The organism is uncultured Friedmanniella sp., assembly GCF_964244005.1.
Taxonomy (GTDB): Bacteria; Actinomycetota; Actinomycetes; order Propionibacteriales; family Propionibacteriaceae; genus Microlunatus.
On record NZ_CAXTHG010000001.1, the window covers coordinates 116,463 to 136,811 of the forward strand.

General features: G+C 69.9%; 18 protein-coding genes. 11 read left to right on the forward strand and 7 right to left on the reverse strand.

Translation table 11 applies throughout. The features are described 5' to 3' along the window. Nucleotides 1-10: 10 nt before the first annotated feature. The 3 genes from guaA to ACFE76_RS00555 form a co-directional block, all read right to left on the reverse strand. Nucleotides 11-1,603: a glutamine-hydrolyzing GMP synthase gene (gene guaA, locus ACFE76_RS00545; RefSeq protein WP_375429777.1), complete on the reverse strand. Its 1,593-nt coding sequence runs from the start codon at nucleotides 1,601-1,603 to the stop codon at nucleotides 11-13. A gap of 79 nt (nucleotides 1,604-1,682) precedes the next feature. Continuing rightward, entirely contained in the window at nucleotides 1,683-3,440 is a 1,758-nt protein-coding gene (locus tag ACFE76_RS00550) for an aldehyde dehydrogenase family protein (RefSeq protein ID WP_375429778.1), read from the reverse strand. A gap of 850 nt (nucleotides 3,441-4,290) precedes the next feature. Next, nucleotides 4,291-4,653 (reverse strand): GNAT family N-acetyltransferase, encoded by a 363-nt coding sequence (locus tag ACFE76_RS00555; RefSeq protein ID WP_375429779.1) that lies wholly within the window; start codon nucleotides 4,651-4,653, stop codon nucleotides 4,291-4,293. A gap of 202 nt (nucleotides 4,654-4,855) precedes the next feature. Here ACFE76_RS00555 and ACFE76_RS00560 point away from each other — a divergent pair, with 202 nt between their 5' ends. The 5 genes from ACFE76_RS00560 to ACFE76_RS00580 all read left to right on the forward strand — a co-directional run bounded on the left by ACFE76_RS00560 (nucleotide 4,856) and on the right by ACFE76_RS00580 (nucleotide 9,589). Continuing rightward, nucleotides 4,856-6,070, forward strand: a complete 1,215-nt coding sequence (locus tag ACFE76_RS00560) for an MFS transporter (protein ID WP_375429780.1) — start codon at nucleotides 4,856-4,858, stop codon at nucleotides 6,068-6,070. Between the two features lie 7 nt (nucleotides 6,071-6,077). After that, nucleotides 6,078-7,010: an AAA family ATPase gene (locus tag ACFE76_RS00565; protein WP_375429781.1), complete on the forward strand. Its 933-nt coding sequence runs from the start codon at nucleotides 6,078-6,080 to the stop codon at nucleotides 7,008-7,010. A 320-nt stretch (nucleotides 7,011-7,330) separates the two neighbouring features. Further along, nucleotides 7,331-8,152 carry a signal peptidase I gene (gene lepB / locus ACFE76_RS00570; protein WP_375429782.1) on the forward strand — a complete coding sequence of 274 codons (822 nt, stop codon included), beginning with the start codon at nucleotides 7,331-7,333 and terminating at the stop codon, nucleotides 8,150-8,152. Between the two features lie 528 nt (nucleotides 8,153-8,680). Then, entirely contained in the window at nucleotides 8,681-8,902 is a 222-nt protein-coding gene (locus tag ACFE76_RS00575) for a hypothetical protein (RefSeq protein WP_375429783.1), read from the forward strand. A gap of 525 nt (nucleotides 8,903-9,427) precedes the next feature. Next, nucleotides 9,428-9,589 (forward strand): hypothetical protein, encoded by a 162-nt coding sequence (locus tag ACFE76_RS00580; protein WP_375429784.1) that lies wholly within the window; start codon nucleotides 9,428-9,430, stop codon nucleotides 9,587-9,589. A gap of 21 nt (nucleotides 9,590-9,610) precedes the next feature. On the opposite strand, the gene ACFE76_RS00585 is transcribed toward ACFE76_RS00580, so the two are convergent. Continuing rightward, complete coding sequence (locus ACFE76_RS00585; RefSeq protein WP_375429785.1) at nucleotides 9,611-10,393, reverse strand: SDR family oxidoreductase; 783 nt, start codon at nucleotides 10,391-10,393, stop codon at nucleotides 9,611-9,613. Between the two features lie 267 nt (nucleotides 10,394-10,660). On the opposite strand from ACFE76_RS00585, the gene ACFE76_RS00590 reads away from it, so the two are divergent. From ACFE76_RS00590 to ACFE76_RS00600, 3 genes are all read left to right on the forward strand, one after another. After that, nucleotides 10,661-11,005: a DUF4143 domain-containing protein gene (locus ACFE76_RS00590; RefSeq protein ID WP_375429922.1), complete on the forward strand. Its 345-nt coding sequence runs from the start codon at nucleotides 10,661-10,663 to the stop codon at nucleotides 11,003-11,005. Nucleotides 11,006-11,153: 148 nt separating this feature from the next. Then, nucleotides 11,154-12,341 (forward strand): zinc-dependent alcohol dehydrogenase, encoded by a 1,188-nt coding sequence (locus tag ACFE76_RS00595; RefSeq protein WP_375429786.1) that lies wholly within the window; start codon nucleotides 11,154-11,156, stop codon nucleotides 12,339-12,341. Between the two features lie 51 nt (nucleotides 12,342-12,392). After that, nucleotides 12,393-13,274: a Rieske 2Fe-2S domain-containing protein gene (locus ACFE76_RS00600; protein ID WP_375429787.1), complete on the forward strand. Its 882-nt coding sequence runs from the start codon at nucleotides 12,393-12,395 to the stop codon at nucleotides 13,272-13,274. Here ACFE76_RS00600 and ACFE76_RS00605 read toward each other — a convergent pair whose 3' ends face one another. The 3 genes from ACFE76_RS00605 to ACFE76_RS00615 form a co-directional block, all read right to left on the reverse strand. Next, a complete protein-coding gene (locus ACFE76_RS00605; RefSeq protein ID WP_375429788.1) occupies nucleotides 13,275-15,059 on the reverse strand; it encodes an alpha/beta hydrolase in 1,785 nt (594 codons plus the stop codon). It abuts the gene before it with no gap. A gap of 151 nt (nucleotides 15,060-15,210) precedes the next feature. Further along, nucleotides 15,211-15,576, reverse strand: coding sequence for a chorismate mutase (locus ACFE76_RS00610; protein WP_375429789.1), 366 nt, complete (start codon nucleotides 15,574-15,576; stop codon nucleotides 15,211-15,213). Continuing rightward, nucleotides 15,573-15,959 carry an ArsR/SmtB family transcription factor gene (locus tag ACFE76_RS00615; RefSeq protein ID WP_375429790.1) on the reverse strand — a complete coding sequence of 129 codons (387 nt, stop codon included), beginning with the start codon at nucleotides 15,957-15,959 and terminating at the stop codon, nucleotides 15,573-15,575. The genes ACFE76_RS00610 and ACFE76_RS00615 overlap by 4 nt, the downstream gene beginning before the upstream one ends. 88 nt (nucleotides 15,960-16,047) lie before the next feature. On the opposite strand from ACFE76_RS00615, the gene arsB reads away from it, so the two are divergent. The 3 genes from arsB (at nucleotide 16,048) to ACFE76_RS00630 (ending at nucleotide 20,348) form a co-directional block, all read left to right on the forward strand. After that, entirely contained in the window at nucleotides 16,048-17,172 is a 1,125-nt protein-coding gene (arsB, locus tag ACFE76_RS00620) for an ACR3 family arsenite efflux transporter (protein ID WP_375429791.1), read from the forward strand. Next, complete coding sequence (locus ACFE76_RS00625) at nucleotides 17,169-17,579, forward strand: low molecular weight phosphatase family protein (RefSeq protein WP_375429792.1); 411 nt, start codon at nucleotides 17,169-17,171, stop codon at nucleotides 17,577-17,579. The genes arsB and ACFE76_RS00625 overlap by 4 nt, the downstream gene beginning before the upstream one ends. Before the next feature lie 222 nt (nucleotides 17,580-17,801). Continuing rightward, on the forward strand, nucleotides 17,802-20,348 hold the full coding sequence (locus tag ACFE76_RS00630; protein WP_375429793.1) for an immune inhibitor A domain-containing protein: 2,547 nt from the start codon (nucleotides 17,802-17,804) through the stop codon (nucleotides 20,346-20,348). Nucleotide 20,349: the final 1 nt, after the last annotated feature.

The window sequence follows — 20,349 nt, forward strand, 5'->3', positions numbered from 1 at the left end:
CGGCGGGAGGTCACTCCCACTCGATCGTCCCCGGCGGCTTGCTGGTGATGTCGAGGACGACGCGGTTGATCTCGCGCACCTCGTTGGTGATCCGGGTGCTGATGCGTTCCAGCAGGTCGTACGGCAGCCGGCTCCAGTCCGCGGTCATGGCGTCCTCGCTGCTCACCGGCCGCAGCACGACGGGGTGGCCGTAGGTCCGACCGTCACCCTGGACGCCGACCGAGCGGACGTCGGCGAGCAGCACCACGGGGAACTGCCAGACGTCCCGGTCCAGCCCGGCAGCGGTCAGCTCAGCGCGGGCGACGGCGTCGGCCTGGCGCAGGATCTCGAGCCGGTCCCGGGTGACCTCACCGATGATCCGGATGCCGAGCCCGGGACCGGGGAACGGCTGCCGCCAGACGATCTCGGCGGGCAGCCCCAGCTGGGCGCCGACCGCGCGTACCTCGTCCTTGAACAGGGCGCGGAGCGGTTCGACCAACGCGAACTGCAGGTCCTCAGGTAGGCCGCCCACGTTGTGGTGGCTCTTGATGTTGGCCGCGCCCTCGCCGCCACCGGACTCGACCACGTCGGGATACAGGGTGCCCTGGACGAGGAACTCGACAGGGTGTTGGTGCGGAGCGCCGCCTGCGGCGGACAGGCCGCCCTGCACGATGTCGCGGGCCGCCGCCTCGAACGTCCGGATGAACTCGCGCCCGATGATCTTGCGCTTGGTCTCCGGATCGCTCACACCAGCGAGGGCGTCGAGGAACTGGTCGGCCGCGTCGACGACGACGAGGTCGACGCCGGTGGCGGCCACGAAGTCGCGCTTGACCTGGTCGGCCTCGCCCTGACGCAGCAGTCCGTGGTCGACGAAGACACACGTCAGCTGGTCGCCGACCGCTCGCTGCACGAGGGCGGCCGCGACCGCGGAGTCGACGCCGCCGGAGAGCCCGCAGATGACCTGGCGGTCCCCCACCTGAGCCGTGATGGCGGCGACCGAGTCCTCGACGATGTTGGCGGCGGTCCAGTCGGGCGTGCAGTGCGCGATGTCGAACAGGAAACGCTCCAGCACCTTCTGACCGGCCTGGGTGTGCAGCACCTCGGGGTGCCACTGGACGCCGGCGAAGCCGCGGCCCGCGTCCTCGAACGCCGCGATCGGGGCGCCGGCACTGCTGGCCAGTGCGGTGAAGCCGGCGGGCGCGGCGGCGACGGAGTCCCCGTGGCTCATCCAGACCCGCAGCGACTCCGGCAGGTCGGCGAGCAGCGTGCCCGGCGTGCCGATGGTCGCCTCGGTCCGGCCGAACTCGCTCAGTCCCGTCCGGGCGACGTCGCCGCCGAGCGCCGAAGCCATGGCCTGGAAGCCGTAGCAGATGCCGAACGTGGCGACGCCCGCCTCGAAGAGGGCCGGGTCGACCTGCGGCGCCCCCGGCGCGTACACCGACTGGGGTCCGCCGGACAAGATGATGGCCTTGGGCTTGCGAGCCGCGATCTCGGCGACCGAGGTGGTGTGCGGCAGCACCTCGGAATAGACGTTCGCGTCCCGCACCCGCCGGGCGATCAGCTGGGCGTACTGCGCCCCGAAGTCGAGCACGATCACCAGGTCGTGGTCCTGCGGCTGGCTCATGCCCCTGCAACCCCGTTCGTCGCCTCCCCGGCCGTCCCGGGCAGGCGAGAAGTGTAACGGCGCTGCCGCACCGCCGTCCTCAGGCGGGGACGGCGGAGAGGTGATCGTGCACGGCGACCAACCGACCGTCCTGGAGCGCGAAGATGATCGTCTCCCGCTCGTCGGTGGCGGTCTCGACGTCGCCGGTGGTGGTGACCGTCTGGACGCGGTGGGTGAAGATCGCCGTCGACCCGTAGACCTGCACCAGGCGCTCAGTGCTCGTGCAGGTCAGCACCCGCCAGCCGTCGGCCAGCCAGCCGGCCCAGGCCTGCTCGTAGGCCGCCCGGTCGGCGAAGCGTTCACCCTCGGAGTAGATGACGAAGGACGCGTCCGGGGCGAAGCAGTCGAAGTAGCGAGCCGTGTCCGTGGCGGCGAACGCGGCGACGAGCCGGTCGGCCGCCGCGAGAACCCGGGCCTCGTCCAGCGGACCAGCGGAGACGGGGCTGGGCAGCGGCGTCACGTTGCGGATCAGCTTCTTGTTGACGAACTCGTCCATGCCGAAGCGGCCGAGCTCGCGGCCGAAACCGGACCGCTTCGTACCGCCGAAGGGCAGCTCGGCGCTGTCGAGCATCACCCCGTTGACGAACACCATGCCGGCGTCGATGCCGTCGGCGACCCGGGCGGCCTGCTCGGGGTCGGTCGTGAAGACGTAGGAGCCGAGCCCGTACGGGGTGTCGTTGGCCAGCGCGACGGCGGCGTCCTCGGTGGCGGCGGGGAACACCATCGCCACCGGGCCGAAGAACTCCTCGCGGAAGGCCTCGTGCTCGGGGAGGACCCCGGTGAGGACCGCAGGCGGGAAGTAGGCCCCGGACCGTTCCCCCGCCGTCGTGATGGAGGCTCCGGCCGCCACGGCCCGGTCTACCTGGTCCTGCAGCCGGTCGGCGGCGGCGTTCGACGACAGCGGCGCGATCCCGTCGCCAGCCTGCAGGAGGGCGGCGGTGAAGCGCTCGACGAAGGGCTCGTACAGGTCGTCGGCGACGATGAAGCGTTTCGCGGCGTTGCAGGTCTGGCCGGTGTTGTCGAGGCGGGCCCCGGCCGCGGCCTCGACGGTGGCGTCGAGGTCGTCGGTGGAGAGCAGCACGAACGGGTCCGAACCGCCGAGCTCGAGGACGACCTTCTTGAGGTTGCGCCCGGCGAGCTCGGCCACGGCGGCCCCCGCACGCTCGGAGCCCGTGAGGGAGACCCCGGCGATCCGCGGGTCGGCGATGATCGTGGCGACCTGGTCGTTGGTGGCGTACACGTTCACGTACGCCCCGTCGGGGAAGCCGGCGTCGGTGAAGATCTGCTGCATCGCGGCGGCCGACTCCGGGCACTGCGGGGCGTGCTTCAAGACGATGGTGTTGCCGATGGCGAGGTTCGGTCCGGCGAACCGGGCGACCTGGTAGTAGGGGAAGTTCCACGGCATGATCCCGAGCAGCGCACCGTACGGGCTGCGGCGGATCAGGGCGGACCCCTCGCCGTCGAGGAGGTCGATGGGCTCGTCGGCCGAGAACTCCTCGGCATGGTCGGCGTAGTAGCCGTAGATGGCCGCGGCGAAGTCGATCTCGCCCAGCGCGTCCTCGGTCGGCTTGCCCATCTCGCGGACAATGATCGCCGCGAGCTCGTCGCGTCGCTCGGTGTGCAGCTCGCCGACGCGACGGACCAGGGCGGCCCGGTCGGGGACCGTGGAGGTGCGACCCCACGTACGGGCGGCCAACGAGGCGGCGCTCAGGGCGGCCTCGATCTCGGCCTCGGTGGCGGTGGGGTACTCGCGGACGGTCTCGCCGGTCGCGGGGTTGGTGACGGCGTAGTCAGCCATGGTCTGCTCCGTTGCGCTGGGTGGGGAGATGGTCACGGGTGGGCGGTTCGATGGGGCGGTCGGCCTGCAGGGCGAGCAGTCCGAGCATCCCCTACACGACGTTAGCGGCGGCGAGCGCGGTGGGCTCGGCGTGGTCCGTACGGCGGCGCCACCTCCACGACGTCCGCGCCGACCGCTGGTCGGTCGCGCCGAGCCGCGCCCCGAGTCACGCGCCGAACGGCATCAGCCAGATCGGCGAGGCGGACGCACCGAGTAACACCGAGGCCACGATGGCGCTCCACGGCGTGTTCTTGGGGAGATAGCGGGATTATTCGGAAAACTAGACCGTCGAACTGGTGCTGCGGGTCTTCCCGATGCTCTCTTGCCGGGCGGGGGTGTTCAAGAACCACCGCCGATTCCGGCCGTCACTGGCCGCAAGTTGCGCAGGGACCAGAACAGGCCCTGCACCCACACCTTGCCCTAGCGTTCGCCTTCTGGCACCCAGTAGAAGAATCCAGCGGGTGAAGGGATCGCTGAGGTACACACCCGCCAACACTCCGATCGCCGCCCACACAGCGATCAGGGGCCAGCGCAAGTTTCAAGGCATGACCCAGGTTCGCGCCGCATCGTCCTTTCTGGCAAGGGCAAAGGGCTGATCATCAAGTACGGAACGTGCGGTGCGTCGGGTGGGACGCAGTTCGACGGGGCGGTCAGTCGGCTGTCATTGGCTCGAGAGCGATGCGCGCGTGAACTATCCCGCTGCGGTCGGCCGGACCGACGCTGAACCCTGCGTGCTTGACCGCGGCCAGAGCTTGCACATTGGTCGACGTGGTGTTCGCGCAGACAGCCGCGTACCCAAGGCTTCTACCAGCTAAACGACCGCAACGACGGCCGCGGATCCATATCCGTTGCCTCGAGCTCGACGGGCCAGCCAGATACCGGTTTCCACGACACCGGCGATCTCCGTGCGTTTGAGGCGGACGGATCCAGCCGCCTGGCCGCCGACCACGACGGCCCAGGTCGCCTCGCCCTTCGATCCATCTAGCCCTGATCGACAGCCGCGGTGGTAGTCCCGCAACCAGGCGATGCGCTCGATGGTCCAGGAGCTGCCACTGGTCACAGACGGAGTCACCTCGTCAGCTGAGGCATCGGTCGTCGCCAACGCAACCAGCTCGTCGAGGACTGTTTCGTCGACATCGACCAACCTGATCGGAGCAGGATCACGGGCCGACACGGTTCGACACTAGCCCGCCGATTTACGAGCTCGGACCGCGACAATCTCGCCTGTTCGCCGTCAGGTTAGGGTCACTTTATGTTGCTCCCGGGTTAGTCGACGGGCCGTCCTCGTGATGCCCTGTCCGACTTCACCATTCCGCTCCTGCGGCTGACCTCCGATTCAGCCGTGGCGAGTTGTTCTACGCCCAGGAGACAACACCATGCCCCGCCGACCTGAGGCGGTGAGCTACACCGCAGTCCTTCGTCGTGACGGAGTACTGCGCGCTTTCGCCGCCGCGATCATCGGACGACTGTCCTACGCGATGATCTCCCTCGCCTTGCTCCTGACTATTCAGGACGCCACCGGTTCCTACGCCGCAGCCGGCTCCGCACTCGGCGGGTATGCGCTCGCCAGCTTCCTCATGCCGCTGAAGTCCAGGCTGATCGACCGCCTCGGCGCGGCCTCGGTCCTCCCTTGGCTCTCGGCCGGACTGGCCCTCAGCCTGACTGCTGCGGCCGGGCTAGCGACTGCGGGCCACACTGCTCCAGGGCTGTACGTCGCACTCGCGGTCGGGGCCGGCTTGTGCGCTCCGCCACTGGGCCCTTCGATGCGAGCCATCTGGGCTGCCGCCACTCCCGAACCCGAAGCACGACGCCGCGCTTACAGCCTGGACGGGGTGGTCGAGGAAGTCCTGTTCGCTGTCGGCCCCCTGGCCGTCGGGGTCATCGTGCAACTCATCTCCAGCCCCGCCGCTTTGGTGGCAACCGCGGTCCTGAACCTGTCAGGGACACTGGCCCTGGTCACCTCACCGTTGTCCCGCCGGCACGGACGACCACACCTAGCTGAAGCTGCCGCGACGCGATGGACAGGCCCGCTGTCCCAGCGAGGCTTCATCGTGATGCTGGTCGTGCTGCTCGGCGTCGGCCTAGGAGGTGGTCCGCTCGAGGTTGCCGTGCTGGCTCGGGCGGAGGCCGCCGACCGAAGCGCAGCCGTCGGTTACCTCTTGGCGAGCTTGTCGGTGGGCAGCGCCGTCGGTGGTCTGCTGTGGGGCCGACTGATTCACCGGCACCGTCCCCGCCGCCACTTCTTGGCTCTCGTCGCGGTGTCGGCCGTGCTCAGCGTGGCACTGGTGCCCACCACCAACCTCGTTGCCGTCGCGGTGCTGCTGTTCGTCGTCGGGCTAGCCGGCTCGCCGCTGATGGTCACGGCTTACCTCACCGCCGACATGCTGGTGCCGGTCGAGCAGCAACGCGAGGCCTCGACCTGGGTGAACACCACGGTCAACCTCGGTGTCGCTTTCGGCGCTGCCACCGCTGGCCTGCTCGTCGATCACGACGGTGCGGCCGTCGCGTTCGCCGCTGGCGCTGCCGTCTATGCCGTCACCCTGCTGGTCATCGCGGGCGTCGGCGGCCGGTTGCGTGGCGGTGCTGCATGATCTCGGCATGGAGGATCTGCTGCGTGCGGGCCCGGCGGGCCGGCGGCTGAGCTGGCTGCTGGATGGGCTCAACGGCGGTTGGTCCGACCAAGTCAACGCCGCCGAGGTGATGGCCCCGGAGTTCGCGGCGATGGTGTCCCCCGAGCGGTACGTCCGGGTCATGAAGGAGCGCGCGACGAGGCTGGCTCCGGTCCAGGTCGTCGGTCTCGATGTGGCGGAGGGTTCGGCCGTGGCCCGGTTTCGAGCCGCTGACGGCGATCTGTGGGTAGCGCGGACGGACGTGGAGCCCGACCGTCCGCACCGGATCGTGTCGAGCTACGTCCAACGGTGGGTGCCTGAGGACCTCGCTCCGGCGCTGCCGACCGACTTCACGGTCCCGTCCCGCCACCCCGGCGCGGTGGTCGAGCGGCCGACGGGCGCTACGGAGCCGCTCCTGATGGTGTTCACGGGCGTTCCTGGCAGCGGCAAGAGCACGCTCGCCGAGCTGCTCGGCGACCAGCTGGGCATCATGGTGTTCGCCGGCGACTGGCTGCTCGGGGCACTGAGCCCGTTCGGTCTGAGGCACCGCAGCGATCTGGGGGTCATCGGTGAGGAGCTGCTGGTGACCTTGGCCTATCGCGAGCTGAGGTCCGGGCGCAGTGCCATCGTCGACACGACCACCGAAGATCCGCGGTCCCGGCGCCGCTGGGAGGGTCTGGCCTGGACGTTCGGGGCCCGCTTCGTGGCGGTTGCGTGCACGTGTTCTGACCGGGCGCTGCACCGGGACCGGGTGGAGCACCGAGATCGGGGGATTCCTGGCTGGCACGACGCCAGCGACTGGGCCGACGTCGAAGCGCGGCTGAGCAGGCTCGTCCCGTGGGCGGGCGCCGTCGAGGTCGACACTGCCGCAGATCAGGACGACTGCGTCCGGCGGGTGTTGTCGGTCGTCTCCCCCGAGTGATGATCAGGCCTTGAGCCAGACACGCGACCACCTCCACCGCCGCGGGGTAGTAGAGCCGGGACCCGCGCGGTTAGCCGGCAGCGCCGGGAGGAAACGCGCTCCCTGATCAAATCCTCGTGCTGGCTCACGTGCGCTCTTCATCTTGGTTCCCTTACACCGTGTTGCACGCACTCACCGTCCTCGGGCGTGACGTGCAGCGACCACGATGGTCAGGATCAGCAGAGGCAGTCCAGCTGCGCCCACCGTATGCTCGGGAAACGGACCGGCCGTGGGTGAGCGGTCGACACGTTCGTGATTCCAGCAGCCCGGAAAGGGGTGAGGTGAGCTCCAGCAACGACCCGGGCAGCAGCGGCGCGGCCACCGACTCATCGGGGTCAGAAACCGCTCCGGCGGCTCCGAAGGGTGCGGCCCACCATGCCGTTTCCTTCGCGAAAGAGCTGCTTTTCGTCGTGCTGGGCGCGGTGGTGATCTCCTCGCTGCTGCGGGCCTTCGTCGGCCAGATGTTCATCATTCCGTCGGAGTCGATGGAGAACACCCTGCTGGTCAAGGACCGGGTGGTGGTTCAGAAGATCACCGACATCAAACGCGGCGAGATCGTCGTCTTCGCCGACCCAGGCGGCTGGCTGCCGGAGGCGCCGGTCACGGCCGCCAAGCCCCTCGACAACGTGCTGGAGTTCATCGGCGTACCGACCACGAGCACACCGGGTCACCTGATCAAGCGCGTGATCGGAATGCCGGGAGACACCGTGGTCTGTTGCGACGCGGACGGTCGCCTCACCGTCAACGGTGACGCCCTCGATGAGACCAGCTATCTCTACACCAACCCCGACGGCACCCAGGTGGCCCCCTCGGTCGTCCGCTTCCGGGTCGTCGTGCCGCGGGGCCGGATCTTCGTCATGGGCGACCACCGCGACGACAGCCTGGACTCCCGCTGCCACCTCTCGGACTTCTCAGCGTCGGAGCCCCAGGGATATGTGGCGTTCGTGCCCGAAGACCTGGTCGTGGGACCGGCCTTTGCCATCGCCGCTCCTTTCGACCGCAACCGACGGCTGACGGTGCCGGCGACGTTCACCAGCGTGCCCCCGCCCGCAGCTCCGGCGCCCGACACACCGACCATCTCCCCCGCCGGAGTCCGCTGCTGACGCATCGATCGAGAGGCTGCTCGCCGGTGGGCGAGCGCTCCTGCGCCCTCAAACGACTCTTGCGCCCGGTGTAGTGGGCGCACGAGTCGTTCCGGTGCGCACGCGCGTGCCGCCGTGGCCCGGGAACCGAGGACCAGGCGCGCTCAGGCAGTCTCGGAGACCCATCCGGCAGCAGCTGCTCGAGCGCGGCCTGCAGCTGGTCGGGGCTGTTGGCCCAGTAGGGATCGATCACCGTCGACGAGCCGTCCGTGAACGCGATGCCCAGCCGGGGCGCAGGATGTCCGACACGGCTCGGTCAGAGACGTCCTGCCATCAGCTACCGAAATTCCTCATCATCGCCAATCGGACAACACTCCGCCCGATCAGGGCTGACGCTACGTCACGACGAGGGCACGGCGCCCCGCCAAGCCGCTGGCCCGATACAGAGTGACGAGGCGAAGCGGAGACGGGACCACAGGCTGATGCCCTCCGGTCAGACATCCGAAAGGGTGGTGCACGTCCCTGTTCCCCGAGCAAGGAGGAGCCGTTATGACGCCAGACCAAGCCCTGGACGCCTGGGCCGATGAGATCGTGGCCGAAGTGCTGGAAGAAGTGGTGCAGAACGGCATGATCGACACCTACGCCGACGCCTCGCTCAGCTACGCCGCCAATCGCGGGATCCGCAAGCGCCTGTTGGACCGGATCGCGTCGAGGCCTGCTCCCGAGGTGATGAGAGCTGCCCGCGCGATGCTGAGCCAGGAAGAGGGCTGAGCCAAAGACATGGGATGGCAGGATCAGCTGGTTCGCGGCATCTCTGCTCGACTGCCAGCCAGGCTGAAGCTCGAGGTCGGCGGTTCTGTCACGGACCAGGCGCTGGTTGACGGCTGGAGCTTCCTGGACCTGCATCTACGGCTCCCTCGTTCGGTCGAGCTCGTCGACCTGGTCAGCGGATCCGCGGCGCGGGCGGCCGAAGCGACCGAGTCCGGTGACGGACAGTCGTCCGCGTCATCTTGGCCGACGCGCGCCGCCTCGACCTCGTGTCGAGCTCGGCTAGATCCTGCTGCCGACCCTGGCGGCCGACAACGTGGTGCGGCTCTTGGCCGCGTTCGCGGTGGGCAAGCTGGCCAGACACGACCGGTTCATCGGAGCCCACCTCGTACTCGAGCTGCTGCAGGCGTGCCTCGTCCAAGCGATGCTGCTTCGCGATCGGACGAGGGGTAACAGATTCACCGGGCCAGTACGGGCCACGACGCCCTCGCGGACGAGGTCCTGCGGCTGGCGCAGCTGCCTCTCGACGTGGCCGTGCGGCCCAACCTCGTGGAACAGGCGGTCGAGCTGTACGGGCGATGGCGCCACGAGGGGGACGCCGACCACGCGCCCGACTGGTCGGGGCTGGTGGCGGTCATCGGTCGTGGTCTTCGACAACCAGCGCTCGGGAGTGACCACCAGCAGCTGTAGCGGGTTGACCGCGGACGAGGCTCACGCGCCCAGGGTGGACCAGCCACCGTCGGAGGCGATGACCTGACCGGTCACCCAGGCGGCTTCGTCGCTGACCAACCACCCGATGAGCCGCGCGGTGTCCTGCGGTGTGCTCGCCCGGCCACCCGGGTTGCGCTCGGCCACCCGCGCCCAGGCCGCCTCGTCGGCGTAGCCGGTGTTGTTCGGCCCCGGGTTGACGCAGTTGACCGTGACCCCGCGCGAGATGAGGTGGGCGGCGAGCGTCGGCGTCAGCTCGCGCAGCGCGGCCTTCGAGGCGATGTAGGGCAGCTCGCCCGGCATCACCCCGTGGTACTGGCCCGAGGTGAAGAGCACGACCCGGCCTCCCTTCCCCGCGTCGAACTGGGTGGCGAACTCCTGGACCAACAGCAGCGTAGCGCGGGTGTTGACCGCGTAGGTGAGGTCGAGCTCGGTGGCGGTGAGCTCCTCGAGCGACTGCCGCGTGCTGCGAGCGTGGTTGGCAATCACGACGTCCAGCCGACCGAACGCCTCTCGAGCCGCCGCGACGAGTCGGGCCGGGGTGGCCGGGTCAGCGAGGTCGGCGCTGATGTGGGCGAGCTGACCTCCGGCAGCGCTCAGCTCAGCCACCAGCTTCTCGGCGCCCCCGGGATCCGACCGCTCGCCATCAGCCGGCGCCCAGGAGTGCACCAGGACCGCCGCACGGTCGGCGACCAGCCGGTGGACGACGGCAGCCCCGATGGCCGAGCGGCGGCTGGCGCCCGTGACCAGCGCGACCCGGCCAGCCAGCGGTGCAGGTGAGGTCATCCCGGAAACTCCGTCCATCCAATGCTGATCCTCGCAGTCGTGCCGTTCGTAAGTCGCCAGGGGGCGACTTTGCACCGAGAGATACTTGACGCCCACACCCGGCGGCTGCTCGAGGACCTGTTCTTGCTCGAGTGCCTCCCGCCTGGGCGAAGACCCTGACCAGCCCGACTGGCGCGGCACCCAAGGTTCACGTCATCTACTCCGGTGTCGCTGCGCGGCTGATACGGGTCAGCCCAGCCAAGCTGGCCACGGTGGACCCAGCCGCGGCTGACCGAGCTCGGCAACCTACTGGAGACGTTCGTGGTCGGCGAGCTTCCTAAGCAAGTCTCGCGGCTGGACGAACAGGTCTCTATAGGGCATTGGCGGACCCGGGACGGTGACGAGGTGGAATTCGTCATCGAGTTCGACGACAGCCGGGTACTCGCCTTCGAGGTCAGAGCGAACGAGCACGTCCGCGGTCGGTATCCGGAGGGGCTACGGAAGCCCCGCGATTTCTCGGTGAACGTTTCCTCGCCGGCGTCGGGCTCAGTACGGGCGAGCGCTCGTACAGCTACCACGGGGGAGCGTCTCCACGTCATGCCCATCGACCGGTTGTGGGCTCCAGCCTCGTGAGGTCTCAGTCCTTGAGCAAAGACATTGCTGCAGGGTGCCGTCAGTACACGGCAGTACGCGGCAACGTCTTTCGCGTGCGAGCCATGCTGCGGAGCAGCTGTCGCCGGCCAGGCCGTTTGCCCTGGGCGCGAGTGGATACCTCGGAAGTATGAGAGCAGTCACCTGGCAGGACCGCCGTAAGGTCAGCGTCGACACCGTTCCGGACCCGATCATCTCCGAACCCACCGACGCCATCATCAAGGTCACGAGCACCAACATCTGCGGCTCGGACCTGCACCTGTACGAGGTGCTCGGCGCGTTCATGGACCCGGGCGACATCCTCGGCCACGAGCCGATGGGCATCGTCGAGGAGGTGGGCAGCGCCGTCACCAACCTCAAGGTCGGCGACCGGGTCGTCATCCCGTTCCAGATCGCCTGCGGCCACTGCTACATGTGCGATCTCACCCTCTACACCCAGTGCGAGACCACCCAGGTGCGCGAGCAGGGCTCCGGCGCGGCGCTCTTCGGCTATTCCAAGCTGTACGGCCAGGTGCCGGGCGGCCAGGCCGAGTACCTGCGGGTGCCGCACGCGGACTTCACCCACATCAAAGTGCCCGAGGGCCCGGCGGACGACCGGTTCGTCTACCTTTCCGACGTGCTGCCCACCGCCTGGCAGGCCGTGACCTACGCCGACGCGCCGGCGGACGGCTCGCTGGTCGTGCTGGGCCTCGGCCCGATCGGGGACATGGCCTCCCGGATCGCCCAGTACAACTGTCCGGACCGCAAGGTCATCGCCGTCGACCTGGTGCCCGAGCGGCTGGCCCGCGCCCGGGCCCGCGGCATCGAGGTCGTCGACCTCAACGAGGTCGGTGACGACCTCGGCGACGTGATCCGCGAGAAGACCGGCGGCCGCGGCGCCGATGCGGTGGTCGACGCCGTCGGCATGGAGGCTCACGGGTCCCCCGGCGCCTCGCTGGTGCAGCGCTTCGCCGCCCACCTGCCCGACCCGGTCACCCAGGGGCTGCTCAAGACCGCCGGTGTCGACCGGCTCGCCGCGGTCTACTCGGCGATCGACATCGTCCGTCGCGGCGGCACCATCTCCCTCAGCGGCGTCTACGGCGGCATGGCCGACCCGATGCCGATGCTGGTGATGTTCGACAAGCAGGTACAGCTCCGGATGGGACAGGCCAACGTCAAGAAGTGGGTCGACGACATCCTGCCGCTGCTGACCGACGAGGACCCGCTCGGCGTGGACACCTTCGCCACCCACCGGGTCCCGCTGGAGGAGGCGCCGCACATGTATGAGATCTTCCAGAAGAAGCAGGACGGTGCCATCAAGATCATGCTCAAGCCATGAAGCAGGGGACGTGCCCCGTCACCATCGTCCGCTAGCCCTGAGGAGACCGGCGTGCTGAACAAGCTGATGGACATCGCCACGACAAGCGTGGAGAAGGCATCGTTCCTGGACGCGCCGGCCGCCAAGCTGGCCGAGCTGATCTCCCCGGTCGTCCAACGACCGGGACCGCGGCACGTGGCGAGCGGGACGCCGATCGGCCACCCGCTGCACCCGCTGCTGGTCGCGATCCCGATCGGCGCGTGGTCCTCAGCACTCGCCTTCGACGCGCTCGGCGACGACGACGGGGCCAGCACGCTGATCGCGCTCGGTGTGGTGACCGCGCTGCCCACGATGTACACCGGGCTGAGCGACTGGAGCTACACCGAGGGGGCCGAGAAGCGAGTCGGCTTCCTGCACGCCGCCTTCAACGGCTTGGCCCTGTCGGCCTTCGTGGCCAGCTGGGTGCTGCGCAGGAGTGGCCGCCGCGGGCCGGGCGTCCTCCTCTCGATCGCGGGGATGGCCGGGGTGAGCGGCGGGGGCTGGCTCGGCGGCCACCTGGCGTACGCGATGGGCGTCGGCGTGGACACCACCGCCTTCCAGCACAGTGAGTCCGAGTGGAGCGACCTCGCTGACCCGGCCGAGATCGTGGCCGGCGAGCTGACCGAGGCTGACCTGGACGGCGTCCCGGTCGTGCTGACCCGGCTGCCGGACCGGGTCGTCGCCTACGCCGACCGGTGCAGCCACCGGGGTGCGCCGCTGCACGAGGGCACGGTCGAGGACGGTTGCCTGGTCTGCCCCTGGCACAACGCCGCGTTCGACCTGCGGGACGGCTCGGTCGCCCTCGGCCCGGCCAGCCGGCCACAGACCGCGTTCGAGGTCCGCGTCAGCGAGGGACGGCTGCAGGGCCGGCGCCTCGACGAGCGCAGCCTCCGGACCAACCCCGTCGGCCGCTAGCTACCGCGGCAGCAACGACCGGCTCTCCTGCTCAGCGACCCGCCGCTGCAGCCGCCGGACGACTGCGGTGGCCGCGGCGCTGGACGTCGGAGCGGCGACCTCGGGGGGCCGCACGGCGTTCAGGCTGTGGCGGTAACCATCCACCGGGCCCTTCATCTTGTACACCTTCTTGTCCCCGGTCAGCCGCCGGGCCTGGCAGGTGGTGTCGGCGCTCGGCAACCGGCCGCCGAAGATGAAGGCGTCGCCGATCTTGTCCACGCAGGGCGAGACGCCGGTCAGGTAGAGACCGTGCTGCCCCTCGTCGTCCACCGAGACGAGCCGGGTGTGCATCGCCGTCGCGCGGTGGGCGGCCCGGGCCCCCTCGTACGCGGTCGCCGGGTCTCCCTCGGACTGCACCATCAGGATCGTCGGCGCCCCGGCCAGGTCGATGCTGCGTGTCGTTGACGGGAACGGCCAGTAGTTGCACGGGCCGACGGTGTCCCAGTAGCCGATGAACGGAAACGTCTTCGCGTCGGCGTCCGCGCGCTTGAGCACCGGCGCCACCGCCCGGGGGTACGGGCTGTCGTTGCAACGCACGATCTGGGAGTTGTCGACCTCGACCGGCGCGCTCGCGCTGTCGGTCGGGGCGGCGGCGCGGCGGTCGGTCCGGCGACCCGCCGCGGACTGGTCGGACGCGGCTAGATCGGCGTAGTCCCGCATGGTCTGGGCGGCGTCGGGGAAGTCGGCGTCGCTGTAGAGCAGGCTCAGCAGCTCCGCGTCCAGGTCCTCCGCGCTCACCGGTGACCGACCCTCGCGGAAGGCGCGCAGCACGCCGGCGCGGATGGTCTCGTACCGGCGCTTGACCGTGGCTTTGGTGGTCCCGAGGTTGTACCGCTTGTGGTGACGGGCGATCCAGGGGAACAGCATCCGGTCCCGGCGCCGCTCGAAGGAGAACGAGTCGCTGCGCTGGTTGGCGTACATCGAGCTGGTCCAGTTCATGTTCGAGTCGAGCAGGAACCGGCCGGTGTGGGTGGGATAGCTGTCGGCGTACCAGGCACCGAGCCAGGTGCCGTAGGAGTAGCCGATGTAGTTGAGCTTGTCGTAGCTGGGCGCGGAGGCGGCGCGGTGCGCGCCCAGGTAGGTACGGAGGAACTCCAGGTCGTCCACGGTCTGCTGGGTGCCGAGGTAGCGGTTGAGCTCGTTGGTCCCGCACGCCTGGGCCGCGAGCTTGGCCGACGCCACCTCGGCGCGGTGGGTGGCGAGGTTGCGCACCCGTAGGTCGGCGACCTTGGGCAGGGCCGCCAGCGCCGCCGCCGAGGTCGTGCACTCCGCGGACTGGCTCGCGCCGTAGCCACGAGGGTCGAAGCCCAGCAGGTCGTAGTCGGAGAAGAGCCGCGGTCGGGCCATCGCGAACAGGGCCGGGTTGTCGAGCGCCGCGAGGCCGGGGCCGCCGGGGTTGAGCGTCAGCAACCCTTTGGACGTGCCGGTCGCGTGGCTCAGCGCGATCGCCAGGCTGATGTCGGGGTGTGCGTCCGGGTGCCGCCAGTCCATCGGCACCACGATGGTGGCGCAGTCGGTCTCCGGCGCCGTGTCGACGACGCTCTGGACGTACGGGCTGAAGTCGCAGGGCTGCCAGTCGAGCCGTTGGGACAGGTAGGCCGACCCGATGCTGAGTGCCGGCGCCGCGTCGGGCGCCGCCGGCGGCAGGGGTGCCGCCGCGACCGGAGCGGTGGCGTCCACCGCGAGCGGGACCGCCAGGAGGAGTCCGATCAGGCCGACCAGTAGCCGACGCACAGGTGCGCCCATCGGTATCCGTCCGTCGCGCGGTCCCCGCGCCCTGGGGTGGGCGCCCGCCCGAGCACGCTAGGCCCGTCGGCCCGACCGACGCAAACGTCCGCGACGCGGGTCGGGTGCGGTCCTCGGCCGCGTGTGACCGAGATCGCAGTGTGGCCGAAGGTCAGGTCTGGTCGGCCGTACGGCTGCTGTCGGCGATGGCTTCGTGGTGCCGGACAACCTCGGCGACGACGAAGCCGAGGAACTTCTCGGCGAACTCGGGGTCGAGCCGGGCCTGTTCCGCCAGGCTGCGCAACCGGGCGATCTGCTGGCCCTCTCGAGCCGGGTCGGCCGGCGGCAGCCCGTGCTCGGCCTTGAGCACCCCGACCTGCTGGGTGATCTTGAAACGCTCCGCCAACAGGTGCACCAGCGCGGCGTCCATGTTGTCGATGCTGTCCCGCAACCGCAGCAGCTCGGCGTGCACGGCGTCAGGTCCGGCGTCAACGGACACAGCGTCGGCCAGCGCGGTGTCGAGACGAACCTCGGTCATGGCGTCAGCGTAGTGGCCCCAGGTGGTGAGACCACGGCGAGGAGGGCCGTGGTCAACGCCTCGGCAGCGCCGTCGACGAGGCGGTAGTAGGCCCACTTGCTGCGCTGTTCCCGGGTGAGGAGCCCGGCCTCGACGAGGATCTTCATGTGGTGGGAGACGGTCGGCTGGGACAGCCCGACCGGCGCGGTCAGGTCGCAGATGCACCGCTCGGCGTCGGACGCCTGCGCCAGCAGCGACAGCAGCCGCAGCCGGGTCGGGTCCGCGACCGCCTTCAGCAGCGCGGCCAGTCGCTCGGCCTCGTCGAGGGGCAGGGGCGCGGTCGTCCCCGGGACGCAGCACGAGTCGGTCGCCGCTGGCCGGGTCCACAGGCTGATCACGGTCACGGCCCGAGCATGCCACAAGATTGACGTTCGTCGATGGGTACGGGCTAGTAGTTTGGATCCATCGACAGACGTCGATCAAGGAGGCACGATGACCGAGACAGCGGACCTGCCCGCGGCGCCGACGACCACGGCAGCCGGGCCGGTGCTGAGCCGGCTCTCGCTGCTCGACCGGTGGCTGCCGGCCTGGATCCTCGGGGCGATGGCGGTCGGTCTGCTGCTCGGACGGCTCGTTCCCGGCCTGGCCGGCGTGCTGGACGCGGTGACGGTCGGTTCGGTGTCGTTGCCGATCGCCATCGGCTTGTTGATCATGATGTTTCCTGTGCTGGCGAAGGTCTGCTACACCGACACCCGGGTCGTGCTGACTGACCGCCGACTGATGATCACCTCACTGGTGATCAACTGGGTGCTGGCGCCGGCGTTCATGTTCGCCCTGGCGTGGCTGTTCCTGCCCGATCTGCCCGAGTACCGGACCGGGCTGATCATCGTGGGTCTGGCTCGCTGCATCGCGATGGTGATGATCTGGAACGACCTGGCTTGCGGTGACCGGGAGGCGGCCGCGGTGCTGGTGGCGGTCAACGCCGTCTTCCAGGTGGTGGCGTTCGGCGCACTCGGCTGGTTCTACCTGCAGGTGCTGCCGTCCTGGCTCGGCCTCCCCACCACGACGGCCGGCTTCTCCGTCGGGGCGATCAGCGCGAGCGTGCTGATCTTTCTCGGCATCCCGCTCGCGGCCGGGTTCCTCACTCGCACCATCGCCGAACGACGGCGCGGACGCGAGTGGTACGAGAACCGGCTGGTCCCCCGGCTCGGGCCGTGGGCTCTCTACGGACTGCTGTTCACCATCGTGGTGCTGTTCGCCCTGCAGGGCCACACGATCGTCGACCGGCCCCTCGACGTCGCGCGGGTCGCGGCGCCGCTGCTGGTCTACTTCGCCGTCGTGTTCAGCGCCAGCCTGCTGGCCGGCCGCGCCCTCCGGCTCGGCTACGCCCGGTCGACCACGCTGGCGTTCACCGCCGCCGGCAACAACTTCGAGCTCGCCATCGCCGTCGCGATCGCCACCTTCGGCGTCACGTCCGGGCAGGCCCTGGCCGGCGCGGTCGGACCGCTGGTCGAGGTACCGGCCCTCGTGGCGCTGGTCCACCTCTGCCTCTGGAGCCGCCGACGCCTCTTCCCCGGCTGGTCGGCTGAGGCGGACCAGCCGGGGGTCCGGTCGTGACCGGCCGTAAGCCGCAGGTGCTGTTCGTCTGCGTCCGGAACGGCGGCAAGTCCCTGATGGCCGCTGGCCTGATGGCGCAGCGGGCCGGAGATGCGTTCACTGTACGGTCGGCCGGCACCGACCCGGGCCGAAGCGTGAACGCGCTCGCCGCCGAGGCGCTGGCCGAGGTCGGCGTGGACATCAGCAGCGAGGTCCCGAAGGCGATCACCCCCGAGCTGGTGCGCGACGCCGACCTGGTCATCACCCTCGGCCGCGAAGCCCAGGTCGGTACCGTGCCCGGCACGGCGTTCGAGAGCTGGGACACCGACGAACCGTCGGCGCGCGGTATCGACGGGATCGAGCGGATGCGGCTGGTCCGCGACGACATCGCCTGGCGCGTCGACGAGCTCTACCGTCGGCTCACCTGACCACCGGCCACGAGCTGCCAGTTGACGCGGCAAGAGGCCAGACGGGGCGGTACGGGCGGTCGCGACCCGTCCCTGGACGCCGTTCGGAGACCGCGGACGGGGCGACACAACATGTCGCGAACCGGCCATCTGGCGTGACTATCATTCCGTCCGAGTCCGCCGCTACGGTGAGCACTCGTCCGTGTACTGGAGGGCCAGCGGGGGTCGCCCAGGGAGGATGTCGTGCGTACAGCAACGACCGGGCTGCTCGCCCTGACCATGACCGTCGCCTTCGTCGTCGGAGCAGGTGGCCCCGCCGCCGCCGGACCACCGGGGGTCCAGCCGACGGGAGGGATCGGTCGGGACGGACCCCTCGCCCCGACCGCATCCGCGAGCGGTTCCGCGACGATCACGACGAGCGACGACCTGACCAGCCCCCAGGAGGCCGAGCAGCGTCGGCTGCGGCAGCGGGCGCTGGACCTGGTGATGACCGGTCAGCGCAAGATCCAGCACATCAACGGCTCCGACGTGGTCCTGGTGGGCCGCAAGCCGGCGCCGTACACCCGCCGGGAGCTGTCCCGGCTGCGCTCCGGGCAGGCGGTGAAGCCGCGGACCGTCGACTCCTTCGTCCAGCTGGGCCGGCAGCAGACCGACAAGATCTTCGTGGTGCTCGCTGAGTTCGGCGACGAGCGCGACCCGAGCTTCCCTGACCGCGACACCAACCCGCGGATCCCCGGGCCGACCAGCTTTGCCGGCCCGCAGCACAACCAGATCCCTGAGCCGGACCGCAGCCGCGACAACCGGACGGTCTGGCAGCCCGACTACAGCGCCGACCACTTCCGCCAGCTCTACTTCGGCGAGGGCAAGGGCGTGCAGTCGCTGAAGACCTACTACGAGCGGCAGTCCTCAGGCCGTTACTCCGTCGAGGGTGCGGTGACCGACTGGGTCAGGGTGCGCTACAACGAGGCCGCGTACGGACGCTCCGACGACGACCCGTCCGACGCGGGCGGCAACGACCCCGCCGTCTGCGCGTCCAACGTCTGCTCGAACACCTGGAACCTGCTCCGCGACGCCCTCGACCAGTGGGTCGCCGACCAGCACACGGCCGGCCGGACCGACGCCGAGCTCAAGGCTGACGTCACCGCGTTCGACCAGCAGGACCGCTACGACTACGACGGGGACGGCAACTTCAACGAGCCCGACGGCTACATCGACCACTTCCAGATCGTGCACGCCGGCGCGGACCAGGCCGACGGCGACCCGCAGCACGGCGAGGACGCGATCTGGTCGCACCGCTGGCGGGCGTTCCAGAACCGCGAGGGCCAGGCCGGACCGACCAACAACCTGGGCGGCGGTACCCAGATCGGCAACACGGGCGTCTGGGTGGCCGACTACACGATCCACCCGGAGAACGGCGGCCTGTCGGTCTTTGCCCACGAGTTCGGCCACGACCTGGGTCTGCCCGACCACTACGACACCAGCGGCGGGGGCGACAACTCCGCGGAGTGGTGGACCCTGATGGCGCAGAGCCGGGCGCGGGGGGCGGGTGACGGGGGCATCGGCCAGCGACCGCTCGACCTCGGCGCCTGGGACAAGCTGCAGCTCGGCTGGCTCGACCACGAGGTCGCGATCGCCGGCCAGTCGCGGACGGTCACGCTCGGCCCGCACGAGTACCAGACGGCCAAGCCGCAGGCGCTCGCCGTCGTGCTGCCGCCGACCAAGGTCGTGACCGAGCTGCCCACTCCCCCGGAGGGCCGGTCGCAGTGGTGGAGCGGTAACAGCCGCAACGTGGACCGCAGCCTCACCCGGGCGATCACCCTCGGCGAAGGCCCGGCCATCCTGACCTTCCAGACCAGCTACGACATCCAAGACTGCGGGCCTGACCCCTGCGACTACGCCTACGTCCAGGTCAACGAGGGCACGGGCTGGACCACGATGGCCGGCACCATCACCAACCACGACGAGGGCGACACGATCGCCGGCAACAGCGGCGGCTGGATCCCGGCCAGCTTTGACCTGTCGGTCTTTGCCGGCAAGTCGGTCCAGCTGCGGCTGCGCTACGCCAGTGGCGCGTACGGCGGTGGCCAGGGCCTGTTCCTCGACGACCTCACGCTGACCAGTGGCCGCACCACGGTCTTCAGCGACGGGGCCGAGGACGGTGCGAACGGCTGGACGGCGGACGGCTTCACCAGGGTGGGCGCCAGCCTGACCACGGCCTATCCGCGCTACTACCTGGCGTCCTACCGTACGTACACGTCCTATGACAAGTACCTGAAGACGGGGCCGTACAACTTCGGCTTCGGCTCCGAGCGGCCCGACCGGGCCGAGTTCTTCCCGTACCAGAGCGGTCTGCTGGTCAGCTACTGGGACACCCTGTACGCCGACAACAACACCAGCGCCCATCCGGGACACGGTCTGGTGCTGCCGGTGGACGCCCATCCCGACGTGCTGCGCACCACGGAGGGCCAGATCTGGCGGGGCCGGATCCAGGTCTACGACGCGCCCTTCTCGACCAAGCGGGCCAGCTCGCTGACCCTGCACGTGGACGGCGAACCGAGCTATCTGTGGGGTCTGGATCCGCAGCCGCTCTTCGACGACACCCGCAGCTACGTCCGCTCCGCGCTGCCGAGCGTGGGCGTGCAGACCCCGGGGTTGGGGGTCCGGTTGCGGGTGACCAAGCAGCAGAGCACGTCGATGACCGTCCGGCTCGGCAGCACCCGCGCGCTCTCCCCGGCCGTCGTCCTGGCCGAAGCGCGCCGGGCCGCACAAGAGGCCGTGCCACTACGCTGAG